16 protein-coding genes are annotated in these 18860 nt (G+C 30.4%); 15 read left to right on the top strand and 1 reads right to left on the bottom strand.

From position 1 onward, the window contains the following. The first annotated feature begins 7 nt into the window (after positions 1–7). The 4 genes from IEW75_RS11340 to IEW75_RS11325 all read left to right on the top strand — a co-directional run bounded on the left by IEW75_RS11340 (position 8) and on the right by IEW75_RS11325 (position 4693). On the top strand, positions 8–1795 hold the full coding sequence (locus IEW75_RS11340) for an AMP-dependent synthetase/ligase (RefSeq protein WP_134246545.1): 1788 nt from the start codon (positions 8–10) through the stop codon (positions 1793–1795). A 144-nt stretch (positions 1796–1939) separates the two neighbouring features. Beyond that, the gene (gene dnaX / locus IEW75_RS11335; RefSeq protein WP_134246544.1) at positions 1940–3634 is read left to right on the top strand and encodes a DNA polymerase III subunit gamma/tau; all 1695 of its coding nucleotides are present in this window, start codon (positions 1940–1942) and stop codon (positions 3632–3634) included. 37 nt (positions 3635–3671) lie between these two features. Next, positions 3672–4253, top strand: coding sequence for a MiaE family protein (locus tag IEW75_RS11330; protein WP_134247181.1), 582 nt, complete (start codon positions 3672–3674; stop codon positions 4251–4253). Beyond that, a complete protein-coding gene (locus IEW75_RS11325; protein ID WP_134246543.1) occupies positions 4253–4693 on the top strand; it encodes a DUF4268 domain-containing protein in 441 nt (146 codons plus the stop codon). Before IEW75_RS11330 ends, IEW75_RS11325 begins: the two co-directional genes overlap by 1 nt. A gap of 77 nt (positions 4694–4770) precedes the next feature. Here IEW75_RS11325 and IEW75_RS11320 read toward each other — a convergent pair whose 3' ends face one another. Next, on the bottom strand, positions 4771–5298 hold the full coding sequence (locus tag IEW75_RS11320; protein ID WP_134246542.1) for a Dps family protein: 528 nt from the start codon (positions 5296–5298) through the stop codon (positions 4771–4773). 225 nt (positions 5299–5523) lie between these two features. Here IEW75_RS11320 and mnmE point away from each other — a divergent pair, with 225 nt between their 5' ends. From mnmE to IEW75_RS11265, 11 genes are all read left to right on the top strand, one after another. Beyond that, the gene (gene mnmE, locus IEW75_RS11315; protein ID WP_134246541.1) at positions 5524–6903 is read left to right on the top strand and encodes a tRNA uridine-5-carboxymethylaminomethyl(34) synthesis GTPase MnmE; all 1380 of its coding nucleotides are present in this window, start codon (positions 5524–5526) and stop codon (positions 6901–6903) included. Between the two features lie 206 nt (positions 6904–7109). Continuing rightward, a complete protein-coding gene (locus IEW75_RS11310) occupies positions 7110–7481 on the top strand; it encodes a helix-turn-helix domain-containing protein (RefSeq protein WP_134246540.1) in 372 nt (123 codons plus the stop codon). A gap of 54 nt (positions 7482–7535) precedes the next feature. After that, entirely contained in the window at positions 7536–8630 is a 1095-nt protein-coding gene (locus IEW75_RS11305) for a site-specific integrase (RefSeq protein WP_134246539.1), read from the top strand. Further along, entirely contained in the window at positions 8630–9604 is a 975-nt protein-coding gene (locus IEW75_RS11300) for a DUF6617 family protein (protein ID WP_134246538.1), read from the top strand. The genes IEW75_RS11305 and IEW75_RS11300 overlap by 1 nt, the downstream gene beginning before the upstream one ends. 234 nt (positions 9605–9838) lie before the next feature. Continuing rightward, positions 9839–10099, top strand: a complete 261-nt coding sequence (locus tag IEW75_RS11295) for a helix-turn-helix domain-containing protein (RefSeq protein WP_229714443.1) — start codon at positions 9839–9841, stop codon at positions 10097–10099. Continuing rightward, complete coding sequence (locus IEW75_RS11290; protein ID WP_134246536.1) at positions 10096–10389, top strand: helix-turn-helix domain-containing protein; 294 nt, start codon at positions 10096–10098, stop codon at positions 10387–10389. The genes IEW75_RS11295 and IEW75_RS11290 overlap by 4 nt, the downstream gene beginning before the upstream one ends. Continuing rightward, entirely contained in the window at positions 10379–11281 is a 903-nt protein-coding gene (locus IEW75_RS11285; RefSeq protein WP_134246535.1) for a BT4734/BF3469 family protein, read from the top strand. The genes IEW75_RS11290 and IEW75_RS11285 overlap by 11 nt, the downstream gene beginning before the upstream one ends. Further along, complete coding sequence (locus IEW75_RS11280; RefSeq protein ID WP_134246534.1) at positions 11281–13068, top strand: DUF3987 domain-containing protein; 1788 nt, start codon at positions 11281–11283, stop codon at positions 13066–13068. The genes IEW75_RS11285 and IEW75_RS11280 overlap by 1 nt, the downstream gene beginning before the upstream one ends. Before the next feature lie 565 nt (positions 13069–13633). Further along, positions 13634–17035, top strand: coding sequence for an Eco57I restriction-modification methylase domain-containing protein (locus IEW75_RS11275; RefSeq protein ID WP_134246533.1), 3402 nt, complete (start codon positions 13634–13636; stop codon positions 17033–17035). A 162-nt stretch (positions 17036–17197) separates the two neighbouring features. Next, on the top strand, positions 17198–18001 hold the full coding sequence (locus IEW75_RS11270; protein ID WP_134246532.1) for a type IV toxin-antitoxin system AbiEi family antitoxin domain-containing protein: 804 nt from the start codon (positions 17198–17200) through the stop codon (positions 17999–18001). A 10-nt stretch (positions 18002–18011) separates the two neighbouring features. Continuing rightward, entirely contained in the window at positions 18012–18860 is an 849-nt protein-coding gene (locus tag IEW75_RS11265) for a nucleotidyl transferase AbiEii/AbiGii toxin family protein (protein ID WP_134246531.1), read from the top strand.

Raw genomic sequence — 18860 nt, 5'->3', positions numbered from 1 at the left:
ACAACAAATGCCAAAAGAAATCAAAAGATTATTCGATTTTGCCTACTATCAACTAGAAAAATTTAATTTAGAAAAAGCATTCACTACAAAATATAATGGAGAGTGGGTATCAATTTCTTCACAAGAATTTATAAGCCAGATAAATACTGTAAGTAGAGGTTTATTAAAATTAGGTGTAAAACCTGGTGATAAAATAGCAATAATTTCATCAAGTAATAGAACCGAGTGGAATATAATGGACTTGGGTATGTCTCAAATTGGTGTTGTTAACATCCCAATTTATCCAACTATTTCTGAAAGTGATTTTGAATATATTTTTAATCATGCAGAAGTTACGCATTGTTTTTTATCCGATAAAGAGCTGTTTGATAAAGTAGATGCTGTTAAAAATAAGGTACCAACACTTAAAAATATTTATAGTTTTGATACATTTGATGGCTGCAAAAATTGGTCTGAGATTTTAGAACTTGGAAAAGATAAAAGTTTACAAAAAGAGGTTGATATCATAAAAGATACTATTAACCATTTTGATACGGCAACAATTATTTACACTTCTGGAACAACGGGAAAACCAAAAGGGGTTATGTTATCACACAACAATATAGTTACCAATGTAATAGATAGTTATCCTAGATTACCATTACCAGCCGGAGAAATAACTGCACTTAGTTTTTTACCTGTTTGCCATGTTTTCGAACGTATGCTTCATTACTTATATCTTTATTCGGGTACATCGGTCTATTTTGCTGAAAGTATAGAAAAAATTGGTGAAAATATAAAAGAAGTAAAACCACATTTTATGTCTGTGGTTCCAAGGCTACTTGAAAAAGTTTATGATGGTATTATTAAAAAAGGTTCCGAATTAACAGGAATTAAAAAAATGCTATTCTTTTGGGCTGTAGAAGTAGGACTCAAATATGAACCTTATCATAAAAATGGTTGGTTCTACGATCAAAAATTAGCCATTGCTAATAAATTAATTTTCAGTAAGTGGCGAGAAGCTTTAGGTGGTAATTTAACAACTATGGTATCTGGTAGCGCCGCATTACAACCTCGTTTAGCAAGAATTTTTACTGCTGCTCGTATGCACATTATGGAAGGTTACGGACTTACAGAAACATCACCAGTTGTGTCTGTTAATATGTACAAAGACAATTTAATGCGCATTGGTACTGTTGGAACAGCCATAAATAATGTTGAAATTAAAATAGCTGATGATGGAGAAATTTTAGTAAAAGGTCCAAATATTATGCAAGGCTATTATAAAGATCCAGAAAGAACTGCAAGTGTTATGAGCGGCGATTATTTTCATACTGGAGATAAAGGCGAATTAGATGCCGATGGATTTTTAAAAATAACAGGTAGAAAAAAAGAAATTTTTAAAACTTCTGGAGGAAAATATGTAGCTCCTGCCCTTTTAGAAAACGAAATGAAACAGTCTCGTTTTATTGAACAAATATTGGTTATTGGTGAAGGTCAGAAAATGCCTGCTGCCTTAATTCAACCAAATTTCGAATTTTTAAGAGATTGGGCTAAAATCCATCACGAACCAATACCAGGTAACAATCAGGATTTAATTGAAAACCCTCATATTATTAATAGAATTCAACTAGAGATTGATAAAGGAAACGAAAATTTCGCAAAATGGGAAACCATAAAAAGGTTTGAACTAACACCAGACGTTTGGGGAATAGATAATGGTCTATTAACTCCAACTATGAAACCAAAAAGAGAAGAAATTATAAAAAATTACTTGCATTTGTATAATAAAATATATGTTGAAAATCCGAGATAGTTTTAGGGTTTAGTTGCTGTTCAGTTTTTAGTTACTAATATTACAACAACAAACATTTAACTTTTTACTTTTCATTTTTTTGAGTATTTGGCTAAAAATATCCTTTAGTTTATATATTTTTGTAAAACAACTAAAATAAAGTAAATGGAACAATTTATAGTATCAGCTCGAAAATATAGACCTCAAACATTTGAGGATGTTATTGGGCAAAAAGCGATTACAAATACGCTAGAAAATGCTATAAAAAACAACCATTTAGCACAAGCACTTTTATTTACAGGACCACGTGGTGTAGGTAAAACAACCTGCGCTAGAATTTTAGCAAAAAGAATAAATGAAAATGCAGGAGAAACTAGTGAAGATGATTTTGCGTTTAATATTTTTGAATTAGATGCAGCATCAAATAATTCTGTTGATGATATTAGAAGTTTAACAGATCAAGTAAGAATTCCTCCGCAAACAGGAAAATTTAAAGTGTATATTATAGATGAGGTTCACATGTTATCTCAAGCTGCTTTTAACGCATTCTTAAAAACTTTAGAAGAACCACCAGCGCATGCTATTTTTATTTTAGCAACTACCGAGAAACATAAAATTATTCCAACCATTCTTTCTCGCTGTCAAATATTTGATTTTAAACGAATTGGAGTTTTAGACGCAAAGGAATATTTAGTTAAAATTGCTGCCCAAGAAAAAATTAATGCCGACGATGATGCGCTTCATATAATAGCTCAAAAAGCAGATGGAGCAATGCGAGATGCCTTATCTATTTTTGATAGAGTTGTAAGTTTTTCAGGCACCGAGTTAACAAGAAAAGCAGTTACAGAAAATTTAAATGTATTAGATTACGACGAATATTTTATTACTTCAGATCTACTGTTAGAAAACAAAATACCAGAAGTTTTAATTCATTTTAACACTATTTTATCAAAAGGATTTGAAGGACATCATTTTATAAATGGCTTGGCTTCTCATTTTAGAGATTTACTAGTTGCAAAAGACAAAATTACGTTAGATTTATTAGAAGTTGGAGACAATGCTAAAAAGAAATATTTAGAACAATCTCAAAAAAGTGATTTACGTTTTCTGCTGCAAGCTATTGAATTGGCAAATGAATGTGATTTAAAATACAAGAGCAGTAAAAATCAACGGTTATTGGTGGAACTTACCCTAATGCAATTAGCCTCTATCACTTTTGATGGAGAAAAAAAAAATAACAAACCATACATAATTGCAGCTATTCATTTTGAAAGTAAGGTAAAAAGACGCACTTTTTCTAAACAAATTCCTGCATACCAAAAACCTGAAAAAGTACTAGTTGTTTCAAAAGCAGTTGCTAAACCTGTAAAAAAAGAACCAAAACCAATCTTAGAAACATCAATTAGAAGACGTTCTTCTCTATCATTAACCAGTATCAACAGGAAAAAAGAATTAGAAAAGATTGAAGTTGAATACGATCAAGTTGAAGGATTACCAACAGACAGTTTTACTGAAAGTGAAGCAGTTTTAGCATGGAAAAAATATGCAGCATTACTTTTAGAGAAAGGTAAAAAAAGTTTAACTGCTGTTATGAATGCTAATACACCATATTTAAAAGATAAAAATCTTCATTTCGACCTTCCAAATCATTTAATGAAAGACCAATTGGAACGTGGGAAACATCCACTTTTAAAGTTTGTTAGAGAACAATTAAATAATTTTAAAGTAGATTTAATTTTACACGTAAATGAAGAGGAAACTAAAAAATATGCATATACACCTCAAGAAAAATATGAGAAATTAAAAGAAAAAAATAAGGCTATGGAGTTATTAAAAAAAACGTTTGATTTAGATTTATGAATAATAACCACATACAATAAAAACTTAATTCGCCATGATGCTTGGTTTACAATTTGAAACAGGAACTTCCTGGGCAGAGATTGCTAAAAATGACTTACAACAAATATTAACAGATCACGCGTATGCCGAACAAAAAGCTTCTTCAAACGCAACTTCTTTAATAATAAATTATTCCGAAGAAACTGAATTGGTGCAAGAAATGGCACTTATTGCTATTGAAGAATTAGAACATTTTAAAATGGTTCATGATATAATGGTGAAGCGTGGAATGACTTTAGGAAGAGCACAAAAAAACGATTATGCTATTCATGTACAAAGTTATTTTCCAAAAACAAAAGATAGATTGGAAAGCTTGATTCAACGATTACTTGTTGCTGCTCTAATTGAAGCAAGAAGTTGCGAGCGTTTTAAAGTTTTTGCTGATAATATGAAAGATGAAGAACTTTCTAAATTTTATTTAGACTTAATGACCTCAGAGGCAAATCATTATGTGACTTTTTTAAACTTTGCCAGAAAATATCAGGATAGAAAAATTGTTGATGAAAAGTGGAAAGGTTTGGTTGAATACGAAGCAGCCTTTATGAAAAAAAGAGGCGTTAAAGCAAAGATACACGGATAATGTTTAGTAAAGAAGAATCTGCACAATTAAGAAAAGAATTTTGGACTAGTTTCGGAAAATCATTTCCTAGAAAATGGGTGCTTTATAAAACTAAAATAAAAGACTTTGGCTTTAAGTTTGTAGCTGATAAAAAACAAGCGCTGGTTTGTTTAGACATTGAATCTTTCGATAGGACTAAAAACGAACTGCTATTTGACCAAGTTTTAGAATTAAAAAACATATTAACTGAAGATTATTTACCAGATGTAATATTTGATGAACTTTATGTTTTAGAATCTGGTAAAATTATTCATAGAATTTATGTAAAATATAACGGAGATTTTAATATCCACAACAAAAATACTTGGCAAAACGCGTATTATTTTTTTAATGAAGCAATGCATCAGTTTGAAGAATTTTATGAAGACTATGAAGATTTTATAAAAAGAGCTATTTATTAAATAACAACATTCAATAATTAAGGGTTTATAACAATTCTAAAATTCCTTCTTTAGTTGTTTTTTTTTATTGAATCCTATTATTTTGTTTTACTCAACTCTAACTGACTTTTTAAGATTGGTTTAGACAATGTGTCTGAAGTATTTAATCGCCAAGCGTCCAACATCCAAGATGTTTTTTCTATATCTCGTATATAACCACCAATCAAATCAGCAGTACCATCATCATTTGCATTTTCTGCGGCTCTCGCACTGTTTCTCAATTGATTTATTAATAATGTATGATCCTTTAAAAGGCATTTAACCATTTCAACATCAGTAATATCCGATTTACTTTCTTTTAAATCAGAAATTTTTAGGTACCCAGAATAATTACTTAAAGGTTGGTATCGAAGTGTTAAAATTCGTTCTGCAATTTCATCAATCTTCTTCTGCGCATCATTATACATACTTTCAAACTTTTCGTGTAGATCAAAAAAGTTTTTACCTAAAATATTCCAATGAAAGTTTCTTAATTTCTGGTAATAAATATGATAATCGGCCAAAAGTATATTTAATTCAAATACTGTTTTTGAAGTTTTTTCTTTGTCTAAATTTAAATAACTCATATTTTTTTTAATTTTTTATAGTTAAACATTCACTTACCTTAATATACATTTTTCATTTAAAAAATCAAGTTTTAAATAATTAAATCTAATTTTTTAACATTTTTTAAAGCTATATGTTAAAAAATGTTAAATAGTTACTTTTCTTTATTCTAAATAAAACTCATACTTCGACAAAACAACTATTGTTATCAAAAAATGAAATAGTATTTTTGCAAAAAACAATTTATGATTCAACAAGATACCATTATTGCTTTAGCTACACCTTCAGGAGTTGGTGCCATTGCTGTTATTCGTTTATCTGGTGAAAAATCAATTGAAATTGTAAATCAGTTTTTCAAATCTAAATCTGGAAAAAGAAAGCTTACTGAGGTTAAATCTCATACAATTCATTTAGGTAATATTATTGAAAATGATAGAATTATTGATGAAGTTTTAATATCTGTTTTTAAAAATCCAAAATCTTATACTGGTGAAAATGTTGTAGAAATAAATTGCCATGGTTCCGTTTATATTCAACAAGAAATTATACAACTTTTCTTACAAAACGGTGTAAGAAATGCTGACGCAGGTGAATTTACACTTCGTGCTTTTTTAAATGGAAAAATGGATTTAAGTCAGGCAGAAGCTGTGGCCGATTTAATTTCATCAAACTCAGCCGCTTCACATCAAGTTGCATTGCAACAAATGCGTGGAGGTTTTAGTACTGAAATTAAAAATTTACGTCAACAATTACTAAATTTTGCAAGTTTAATTGAGCTAGAGTTAGATTTTGCTGAAGAAGATGTAGAATTTGCAGACCGTTCCGAATTTAAAAATTTAATTGATAAAATTAGCGCGGTCTTAAAACGTTTAATAGATTCCTTCGCTTTAGGAAATGTGCTAAAAAACGGAATTCCAATTGCAATAGTTGGTGAGCCAAATGTTGGGAAATCCACTTTATTAAATGCACTTTTAAATGAAGAAAAAGCCATTGTTAGTCATATTGCTGGTACAACAAGAGATGCTATTGAAGATGAAATTAATATTGAAGGCGTTGCCTATCGTTTTATCGACACTGCCGGAATACGAACCACAGAAGATTTTGTTGAAAATATTGGAATTCAAAAAACATTTGAAAACATAGAAAAAGCACAATTAGTATTACAATTAATAGATGCTTCAAACATAAATATGCTTGAAAAAAACATTACTGAATTAGACGCAAAATATCCTTCAAAAGAAATTTTAACAATCGTAAATAAAGCAGATTTATTAACTGAAAAACAAATTTCAACACTTAAAAATAAGTTTGAAAATCTTATTATTTTGTCCGCAAAACATAGAACTGGTATTCAAAAACTTACTGAAACACTTACACACTTAGTAAATAAAGGAGCATTAAGTAATAACGAAACTATTGTTAGTAACTCTAGACATTTTGAAGCATTAAACAATGCATATAATTCTATTAAAGAGGTTCAAAAAGGATTAGATTTAAATATTAGCACCGATTTATTTGCTATAGATATTAGACAGGCACTTTTTCATTTAGGTGAAATTACTGGTGAAGTAACTACCGAAGATTTATTGGGTAATATTTTTGCTAATTTTTGTATCGGGAAGTAACTACACTACTCTTGCTTGTTAAGTATCTGTTGTTCTGATATTTAACTACTCTTATTTATTGGTTTTCTGCACTTATTTAGTTATATTTGTTGTATATCTGTTGCCAAAAGGTTTAATTTGTTGCCTTTTTTACAGATATAAAATAAAGGCGAAATGATGCACCATATTGCTACATAAAGCCCCACAATTACATAAACAGCACCATTATGAGCAGCAATCTACAAATTCCTAAAACTTGCGAATATTGCGGTAAAGCATTTATTGCACGTACTACAGTTACAAAATGTTGTAGTGATAATTGTTCTAAAAGAGCATACAAAGCAAGAAAGCGACAAGAAAAGATCCAATCATCAATTGAACAAAATGTAATCAAAACTAAAACAATTCAAAAAGAGAACACCCCTTCCCCTACTTCTTTAAACTCTAAAGACTTTTTAAGCATTTCAGATGCATCTCAATTAATTGGTGTTAGTAGATGGACCATTCAAAGAATGGTAAAAAGAGGTCAACTTACAGCTGTCCAATTCGGCAGAAAACATATTATTAAACGGTCACAAATTGAAAATTTATTTGTTTAACGAAAAACGATTCAAATAAAATTAATAAATTACTAACCAATTAAATTGCTATAAATGAAAGTTACATTAAGACAAAGAGTTAAAAACAACAAAGTTGTTTTATATCTGGATTACTACAACAGAGGTAAAAGAAAAATTGAATCCTTAAAACTGTTCTTACATCACAAACCAAAAACAACAGAAGAAAGAACTTTCAATAAAAAGACACTTGCATTAGCTGAATCTATTTGGGCTCAAAAACAAATCGAAATTCAAAACGGTATTTATGGCTTTCAAGATTTAGAAAAACTAAAAGGCAGTTTTTTTAAATATATATCTGACTTAATAGAAAAGAAAAATTCAAGCTCAGGTAACTTTGGTAATTGGGAAAGTATGTTTAAACATTTAAAAATCTACTCACCTAACGGTATAAATTTCCAAAACCTTGATAAAGAATATGTAGAGGGCTTCAAAAGTTATTTAGATAAAAATGCTAAAACTAAAGCACAAAAATTACTTTCTCAAAATTCAAAATACTCTTATTTTGGAAAATTTAAAGCAGCACTTAAACAAGCTGTAAAAGATGGTTTTTTAAAGACAAATCCTTCTGAAAGTATTTCGCATTTCAAACAAGGGGAACCTCAACGAGAATTTCTAACATTAGATGAATTACAATCTGTTGTAAATGTTGAATGTGAAATTCCATTATTAAAAAAAGCCTTTTTATTTTCTGCTCTTACTGGATTAAGATGGTCAGACATTGAAAAACTAGTATGGTCAGAAGTGCAACATTCTAAAGAAATGGGATATTACATCCGTTTCAGACAAAAGAAAACTAAAGGTGTTGAAACTTTACCTATTTCAGAACAAGCCTACAGTTTGTTAGGTGAACAAAACGAAAAATCTAATAAAATATTTGAAGGTTTAAATTACAGTGCTTGGTCTAATTTAAAACTACAACAATGGGTTATGAAAGCAGGTATTTCAAAAACTATTACATTCCATTGCGCCCGGCATACCTATGCAACGCTACAGCTTACAATGGGTACGGATATTTATACAGTTTCTAAACTATTAGGACATAAAGAATTAAGAACTACACAGATTTACGCAAAAGTAATTGACGATAAAAAGAAAGATGCTGCTAACCGTATTAAATTGGATTTATAATGGCAAATGACTTATTTTCTAAAATAGTTTCTATTGGTTTTGGATTGCATAAAGACAATAGAACTAGCAATCAATACCAACAAGAGTTTCAAAAATTGAATTATAAAATTAATTTTAGTAAACCTCCTGCATATAAACTTGACATAAAACAACCATTAGGAATTAAGGAAAAATACTACTTCAAATCAATTGATGTAAAATGTCAAGATATTTACAATGAACTAATTGAAGCCTTTCATCCGGATGCAATGCACCCAGAACTACACTATACATACGGTGTTTTTTTTAATCGACTAGAACAATACTTACTTGACATTAATAATTACATTACAAGTAGATCATTAAATAAAACCGAAACAACAATCATAAATTATTTAAAGGCAAATGCAATTTTATTATTTATGGAACTTCAAGAAAAATTCAATAAATATTCCTCTAAAGAAATTATTGAAATTGAAGATATTTACTATCATTATTTTAATACAACGCATCCTGAAAATGCTGAAATAATACCTTCTGAATTTACAAATGAAAAACATATAAAGGCAACTTCATTTCCTATTGATAATGATAATTTATTCAAACCAATTAAAGGAGATTTAGATTTTAGAAATACAAAAAAGAACATTTTACCTTATGATAAAATCATTGCTAAAAAAGAAAGATTTGCCCGAGCTGAAGAACTATTATTTGATGCAGGAATAATAGATAAAGATTATAATTTCATACCAAATAGAGCTAGAAAAAACAAAACCTTAATTGCTGCCTTTTACCATACAATAATTGATAAATTATATTTTAATGATAAAGTTTTTGAGCCATTTAGAGTAATTGACCATAAAGAATATGTGAGATTTTTAAACCATAGATACAATACAAATACTTCTAAAGTATTCAATACCCTTACAAACTCTCCAGACGAATTAAGTGAAATTCTTTTCGTAAACCTTTGGTTTAAAAGCATCCCAAAATAAATTCAGAAATAACTCATTTATTTCCAACAGCTAATTCCAACTTATATTTTAACACTTTAACATACAAGGTGTTAAACCAATTTCTATTTCCAGTTTTAACTACCATTCCATCTTATCCCATATTTGCCTTGTCAATGATAATCATTGATACGTTTGGCCAAGCGTTCATTTTCAATTTAATCTTTAAATAAGATGAACGATAACATTTTATCACAATTAGACCGCATCGAAAAAATGCTGCAAATACAGCAAGTGATGCAAAAGCAAGTATTAAACTTTAATGAAACTTGTAAGTATTTAGAATTATCACAATCGCACTTGTATAAATTAACAAGTACGGCAGCCATTCCACACTATAAACCGAATGGTAAAAAACTCTACTTCCAACGTGAAGAATTAGACCAATGGTTACTGCGTAACCGTATGGATTCTCAAGACGAAATAGAGCAGCAAGCTGCTAATTATTTAATGAATAGACCTAAAGTTAAATTATGATAGAGTTAGCAGACTTAATCCTGGCACTCTCTCAGGAAATTAAAGAATTAAAAGTATATGTAGAATTATTCAAACAATCGAGAGCTGAAAGATTGAAAGATGCTTGGTTAGACAATCAAGACGTAATGCAAACCTTACATATTAGTAAAAGAACATTACAGACCTTCCGTGACAATGGAACATTACCATACAGCAAAGTTGGTGGTACATTTTATTACAAAGTGTCAGATATAGAACACGTATTGCAAAGCAATTATTACAATCATAATTATAAATGCGATGCTAAATAGAGAAGCTATCCTAGACAAAACACAATGCGGTATAAAAATTTATGCCTTTGTGTTGAGACAGTTTTATCCTAACAAAACAGTTCTTACCCTTTCGGGTAAGGATTGCAGGATAACTAAAAACCCTTATAATAGTAATAAGGAAACCTTAGCTATCAGCATTGTAAATAATGTTGCTATCTACACAGATATAGAGTTAAAAAACTTTAAAGGTGATACGTTCGATTTTGCACAGTTGTATTTTAAAACAACAACAGAAAATGAGCTACTAACTAAAATTAGTGAAGCATTACATTTAAGACTAAATACCGAGAAAAAACCTGAACCAAATTGGTTAGATGAACCCGATGATACTTGGTATGCATTAAGTAGTTTTTACAAAGCTCCTATTCGCAATGTATATCCATATAAAAAGCTCAAATTACACGAAATACATTCGTTAATTACAAGTGATAAATACAAAGAAAACACGCTTAAATTAAGAGAAATTAAAGATGTAAAAGAGAAACGAAAATTCAAAGCCAACAACTTTGATTATGTAACTTTTTCGGGAGAATTTGAACGAAGAAACGATACTAATTTAATAAAGCATTCCTCTTTAATCACCATTGATTTTGACCATTTACCAAATATAAATGAAGTAAAAAAACAATTATTAGAAGATGCTTATTTTGAAACGGAGTTATTATTCACCTCACCTTCTGGTGATGGTTTAAAATGGATCATTAAAATTGACCTTTCTAAAGCTACACATCAAGAGTTTTTCAAAGCAATTGCCAATTATTTACAACACACATATAAATTAGAAGTTGACCAATCGGGTAAAGATATTTCAAGAGCTTGTTTCTTATCATACGACCCAGAGGCCTTTCTTCATAAAAAACATAGTATATAATGACAAAGAATATATTTAATCCAACAGATTGGTTAGAAACTCCTAAAATAGAAGTCCCTATAAAACCAATTCATAAAACAGCAGCTACCGTACATACGGTAGTTGCTAATGACATTGAATCGTACATAGCAGCCATTGAACAAAACGCAATAGACATCACAAGCGGTTATGCCAATTGGAGAGATTTAGGCTTTGCTTTTGCCGAAGAATATGGAGAAACTGGACGAAACTATTTTCACAGCATAAGTAAGTTTAATAGCAGTTATAATGCACAAGAATGTGACGAACAATACGATAAGTGTTTAGCTGCAAAAGGTTCAGGCATTACAATTGCAACATTTTATTATCTAGCCAAACAAGCAGGAATAACTGTTGTAAAAAATGAACCGCAAACGCAAATAGTTCCGAATGTTATAGAAGAAAAAGCAGTAAAAAAACTACCAACGTTTCCAAAGTCAATAGTTGACACATTGCCACATTTTTTACAACAAGTTGTAAAACCAACAACAAGTCCAGAAGAAAGCGACATAATGTTATTGGGAGCATTAACAACTTTAAGTGCTTGTTTTCCTAAATTATTTGGTATTTACGATGGTAAAAAAGTATTTGCTAATTTATTTTTATTTGTAACAGCTCCTGCATCTGCAGGTAAAGGGCGATTAACTCAGTGTAAAAATTTGGTCACTCCTATTCATAAAGATATGAGAGAACAAGCATCTGTATTAAAAAAACAATTCGATGCTGAAAATGCAGTGTATAATATGAATAAAGGGAAGAATGAAAATTTAGAAAAACCAAGTAAACCACCTGAAAGAATGTTATTTATACCTGCAAATAATAGTACTACAGGAGTATTTCAATTACTATCAGATAATGAAGGTAAAGGACTAATATTTGAAACTGAAGGCGATACATTGGCACAAGCATTTAAAAGCGATTATGGTAATTATAGCGATGGTTTCAGAAAAGCATTCCACCACGAAACTATAAGTTATTACCGTAGAACAGATCGCGAATATGTAGATATTGAAAACCCTTGTTTATCAACTGTATTATCTGGAACACCAAAGCAAGTTTCATCATTAATTCCAAATGCAGAAAACGGCTTATTCAGTCGTTTCATATTTTACTATATGAACATCACTCCTATTTGGAAAAATGTTTTTGAAATTCAAACAGAAAACGGATTAGATGAATATTACAATGCATTAGGCACAACTTTTTTAGGATTCTATAAAACCTTAAAAAACAATCCTCCTATTCAAGTAACATTTTCATTACAACAACAAATTAAGTTCAACCAGTATTTTTCTAAAATTCAAACCAAATACCTTAACATTCAAACCGAAGATTATATTGCAACCATTAGAAGAATGGGAATAATTGCCTACCGTATTGCAATGCTGTTTACCGCTTTAAGAATTATGGAAGATGGCGATGTAAATACAAAAAGAGAATGCGAAGAAGTAGATTTTAACAATGCAATGGCAATTATTGCAATATTAATTCAACACAGCAGCCAAGTATTTAACGCATTACCAGCAGACACCAAGCTACCAACACGTAGCAATAGAAAAGAACGTTTTTTAGAAAATTTACCAAGCCAATTTTCAAGGCAAGATTATTTAGATACTGCAACAGCCCTTAGTATTCCTCATAAAACAGCAGAAGGTTACATCACCAAATTTGTAAAAGCAGGTTTAATCCATAGAGATACGCAAGGTAAATACTTAAATAACACCAATCAGGAAACTAAGGAAGTTGAGGAACTCAAGAAAAACGCATAACTGTCATCCTCGCTTAGGCGGGGATCTCATCAATGAAAACTCAAATCCATCGTCCCCCTGAACTCGGTCATTGAGCATAGTCGAAATGTGTTTCAGGGTCTCATCATATAAAGCGTAATTGTTGTAATCATTATAAACTACGACATTGTGAATACAGTGAAGCAATCTGCTTATTAGGATACGTCATCCCGCACTTGATGCGGGATCTTTTCATTTGAAAATAAATCATAGTTGCAACCCCAAAACCCCTCACTTCCTCAACTTCCTCAAAACCCTTAACAAGCTATAAATTAAGGAAAACCATAATCCTTTACTAACTATAAACCAACAACAAAAAACCAACAACCATTTTACACTTCTTTTCTTTAATACTTCCTTACTTTTTATTACATTAGTTGCTTCATTTAGTGTAATATCAATTGCTATGGAGTTACAACGCAATCAAAACATATTTTATAAAATTCGAGGGAATCGAGTAATGCTCTTTTGCGACCATTTAATACAACAAAACCAAAGGCAAGAATAAAAGATTTATATTTTAAATATTTCAAAAAAATAGCTATTTATGGCATCAATCAATACAGTAATTAATAACATTTCTAATCAAAATATAAGTTTATTTTTCGAGAACATTATCACATCTTTTAAACCAGAAAGGGAAGTTTTTGTAAATACCGTAAATGAGGAAGCCCCTTATTCAGACCCTATAAAAATTGGTCACGCAGAACTTAAAAATCACGAAGAACTATTAGTTTTTACCTGCGAGTATAACAAAGAGTTAACCGTTAGAAGTGCTAAAAAGCAACAATTCGAAATCGCTAAAAAAATACTAAAAGAAGATTTTAAAGATGGTGCTATTTTTATTTTTTACGATGCACAAGGTAATTTTAGGTTTAGTTTTATTCGCAGAAACTACGGCGATAAATCCTCTAAATATTCTACTTGGAAACGATATACCTATTATGTAAATCCTTCTGAAACCAATAAGACATTTAAAAATAGAATTGATAGCTGTTCATTTAAAGATTTAGACAGCATTCAAGAAGCCTTTTCAGTAGAAAAATTAACAAAAGACTTTTATAATGAACTTTTTGCTTGGTATAAATGGACCTTATCTGATGAAATTGGGGTAACTTTTCCTAACAATACAGAAACTTCTGAAGACGACCGAGTAAAATTAGAAGAGCAAATTATTAGGTTAATTACCAGACTTCTTTTTGTTTGGTTCGTTAAACAAAAAAAATTAGTGCCAAATACATTATTTGATACTGATGAACTATCAAAAATTTTAATAGACTTTGAGCCTAATGATAAAAATGATGGTAACTATTACAACGCCATACTTCAAAATCTTTTTTTTGCTACCCTAAACAAGGAAATCACAGAAAGAACATTTGCTAAAAAAGTAGATGATAGAGATATTAAAACAAACTACCGCTATGCAGAAATGTTTAACCTCTCTGAACAGGAAATTATGGACTTGTTTAAACCCATCCCTTTCTTAAATGGTGGGTTGTTTGAGTGTTTAGATAAAACAATGAAAATGGATGGTGTGCAATACGCATTAGATGGTTTTAGCCGTAATGCCACTAAAGCTGCTAATGGCAATTTTAAGCATCGGGCTTTAATACCCAATTGTGTGTTTTTTGATGAAGAAAAGGGCATTATCCCATTGTTAAAACGGTACAATTTTACTGTGGAGGAAAACGCACCTAACGAAATTCAAGTGGCTTTAGACCCAGAATTATTAGGTAAAGTATTTGAAAACTTATTAGGCGCTTTTAATCCCGAAACTAAAGAAACAGCTCGTAAACAGTCAGGTTCTTTTTACACCCCACGTGAAATTGTGGATTATATGGTTAATGAAAGCCTGTCGTCTTATCTGCATACGCATTTCCCAAAGTTACCAGAAACGCTTATCCAAAGCCTCTTCCAGGAAGAAAACTTGCCTACAGAATTAAAAAACAACCATCCACTTTGTGAACAAATTTCCAACACACTGCGACACATAAAAATATTAGATCCTGCCTGTGGCTCTGGGGCATTCCCAATGGGGATTCTTAATAAAATGGTAGCCATTTTAGAAAAACTGGATTGTAAAAATGAACAAACAGTACACGACTTAAAACTACATCTTATTGAAGAGTGTATTTATGGTATAGATATACAATCTATTGCAGTTCAAATTAGTAAGTTACGCTTCTTTATTGCTTTGGTTGTAGAACAAGAAGAAATGGATGTCTCCAAACCAGAAGATAACTACAACGTACTTACCTTACCAAACCTAGAAACCAAATTTGTAGCAGCAAATACTTTAATAGGCATAAAACGAAAACCTATACAAGGTAACCTGTTTGAAGACCCACTCATTGAAACCACTAAACAACAACTGCTAGCTATACGGAAAGAACATTTTTATGCAAAAACGGTGGGCGCTAAAAAACGCTTGCGAGAACAGGATGCTGTATTACGTGATACATTAAATAAATTATTAGATACCAATAAATCTGTCGCAACAGAAGATGCCATACAATTCTCGCAATGGAATCCTTATGACCAAAATACCAGCTCGCCGTTTTTTGATACCGAATGGATGTTTGGTTTAGAAGATGGGTTTGATGTGGTGATTGGGAATCCGCCTTATATTAAAGAATATACTAATAGAGAAGCATTCAATGGTTTTAGAAACACTAAATACTATCAAGGCAAAATGGACTTATGGTATGGTTTTGCTTGTGTTGGTATAGATTTATTAAAAGATAACGGTACAGAATGTTTCATTGCTCAAAATAATTGGGTAACAAGTTCTGGTGCTTCTATTTTTAGAAATAAGGTTTTGCGAGAAACAAAAATAAAACTCTTTACAAATTTTTGGAATTATAAAGTATTTAAATCGGCTGGAATACAAACAATGATTTATTTGTTAAAAAAGGAAGTTCCAAAAAAATCGTATCCATTAAAATATTCATTACTTAAAGATGATTTAATCGAAGAGAATGAATTGGTTAACTTTTTAAATTTCAATTATAATACTGAAATTGATGAAAAACATATATTAAACTTTAATGGAATTTCATTTTTAAATTCAATTATAACATTTAATAACCCAGAAATTGATAATGTTCTTAATTCAATTCTTGATAATGAAATTGTCTATTTAAATAACGACGATATTGCCCAAGGTATTGTTTATCCACAAGATAAGTTAAACAGAAAAAATGCTAAAGTATTAGGGGGAAATTTTAGAATAAATGATGGTATTTTTCAGCTTAATCAAGAAGAGTTAGACAATCTAAACTTAAACAATAATGAATATAGTATTATAAAACCCTTTTATTCAACTTCTGAACTACACAAATATTATGGAGATAAAGTTAATAAGGAATGGATTATATACGCATCAACAGATGTTAAGAATAATATAGATTCATATCCAAAAATCAAAGACCATTTAAATAGATTTTCTGAAATAATCACTTCTGACAACAAGCCTTACGGTTTACATAGAGCAAGAAATGAAGCTTTTTTTATTGGAGAAAAAATAATTTCTTTAAGAAAAAACCATCAACCCTCATTCACTTATACAGATTTTGATTGTTATGTTACACAAACTTTCTTTTCTATAAAAACTAAAAGATTTGATTTAAAATATCTAACGGCACTTTTAAATTCCAAATTAATTGCTTTTTGGTTACGCTTTAAGGGTAAAATGCAAGGAAATAATTATCAAATAGATAAAGAGCCTTTAGTAAATATTCCAATAATAAAAGCAAATTCTGATATTGAAAATTTAATAATTAGTAAAGTCAATCAAATCCTCGAAGGCAAAAAAGTAGGAGAAGACACTTCAACATTAGAGCATCAAATAGACGTAATGGTGTATCATTTATATGTGTTAAACTATGAAGATGCACTTGTAATAGATGAACATTTGAGTAAAGAAGATTTTGAGAGGTATAGAATATAAATTACCAATCGTGCTATAAAAAGACCCAATTTTTAAGTCTTAACGTAACGAAAAAGGTAAAAAAATGTCATTAAAAAACGGAGTAATGTCTAAAAATAGTATCTTTACCATTCGTGTAACAATAGACCCCAATTTTTAGGGTTTATCGCAACATAAAAGGCTATGGCAAAAAGCACTTACATATCAGAAAGTTTAAACGAAGACCAAATAGAACTTCTAAAATACTTAGAAGACTACGAAATCTTGTATTTTAAGTTAAAAAACTTGGGGTTACAAGTACCCACAAAACTAACCAATAACCTAAATGAGTTGGTAGAAAACCTATACCAAAAAGGCTTATTAAACCGTATAGAACGTGGGGTTTATGCAAAAACAAACTATACCAATGTAAATGTGTTGGCAACGTATATAAGTAAAAACAGTGCCATAGCGTATTGGTCGGCATTACATTATCACGGTCTTACAGAGCGGTTTCCAAACACCCTATTTATAAAAACCACCCAACGAAAAAGAGGTACAGAAATTTTAGGTACAAACATAAAATTTGTAACCGTAAAAACAACTAAAAATATAGGCACTATACAAGAAGGCTATGGCGATAATAGTTTTAACATAACCGATATAGAAATGACCTTGGTAGACTGCTTCGACCAAACACGGTATGCAGGCGATTTTGCAGACCTTATAAAAGCATTTGCAACAGCAAACTTAACCAACAATAAGCTTATAGCATATACCAAAGCGTATAACAACATTGCCGTTACTAAACGTTTAGGATTCTTGGCAGAAATATTTCATAGCAACAAACTAACTAGCTTTATCAATTACGCCAAATCAAAAGTAAATAAAAAATACAGCTTAATAGATGCGGGTGGTTTACAACAAGGCGAGTTTGTTAGTGATTGGAAATTACGTTTAAACATTAGCTATCAAAACTTATTACAAATAGCACAAAACGAATATTAGTTGAAATTATATGATACTGCAAAAAGAAATTACAGATAAAGCCCAAGAATGGAAAGTACCACCAACCACGGTAGATAAAGATTATGTATTAGGGCATTTTCTCTCAGTCTTTGTAGCGCATTATAAAAACGATTTAGTATTTAAAGGTGGTACCTGCTTACGTAAATGTTATATCGAAAACTATCGATTTTCAGAAGATTTAGACTTTACATCTTTAAATAAGACGTTTGTATTAGAACAAAAAACACTCGATGCAGTTGCCAAAGAAGTAACAAAATTTACGGGTATTCAATGCTATACGGAGCCTGTAAAACCTATTCTTTTTAACAATCAATTGAAAGGCTTTCAAGTAAAAATAAAATATTGGGGAGCCAACCACTCTAAAAACCAACCACCACCACCACACAATCGTTGGAATACCAAAATAAAATTAGAAGTTAGTACAGATGAGTTAATGCTGTTAGATACTAATTTACAAAATATTATGCACCCCTATTCCGATGCATTAACTGGCGAAGAACAAAGTAATTGTTATAGTATTACAGAAGTGGTAGCAGAAAAATTAAGAGCCTTAAAACAACGTTCATATACTGCACCAAGAGATTTTTATGACCTTTACCATTTAACACAAGAATTTACCAATGAAGATTGGCAAAATATAAAGCCAATATTTCTCAAAAAAATGAAGCATAAAAACTTGGAGTATCAATCACCCAATGATTTAATAGACGATTCAAAATTAATCAATGCAGAACGGGCTTGGAAAACCAGTGTAGAACATCAAATTAAACTAGGTCATCAACCAGAAGCAGTAGAAATTATTAAAACTGTAGAAGAACGCATTAAAACTTATTTATAA

The sequence above is a fragment of the Lutibacter litoralis genome, from assembly GCF_014646675.1.
Taxonomy (GTDB): domain Bacteria; phylum Bacteroidota; class Bacteroidia; order Flavobacteriales; family Flavobacteriaceae; genus Lutibacter; species Lutibacter litoralis.
Note: the sequence above shows the minus strand (reverse complement) of the source record. Positions and strands in the feature narration are given on the sequence as shown.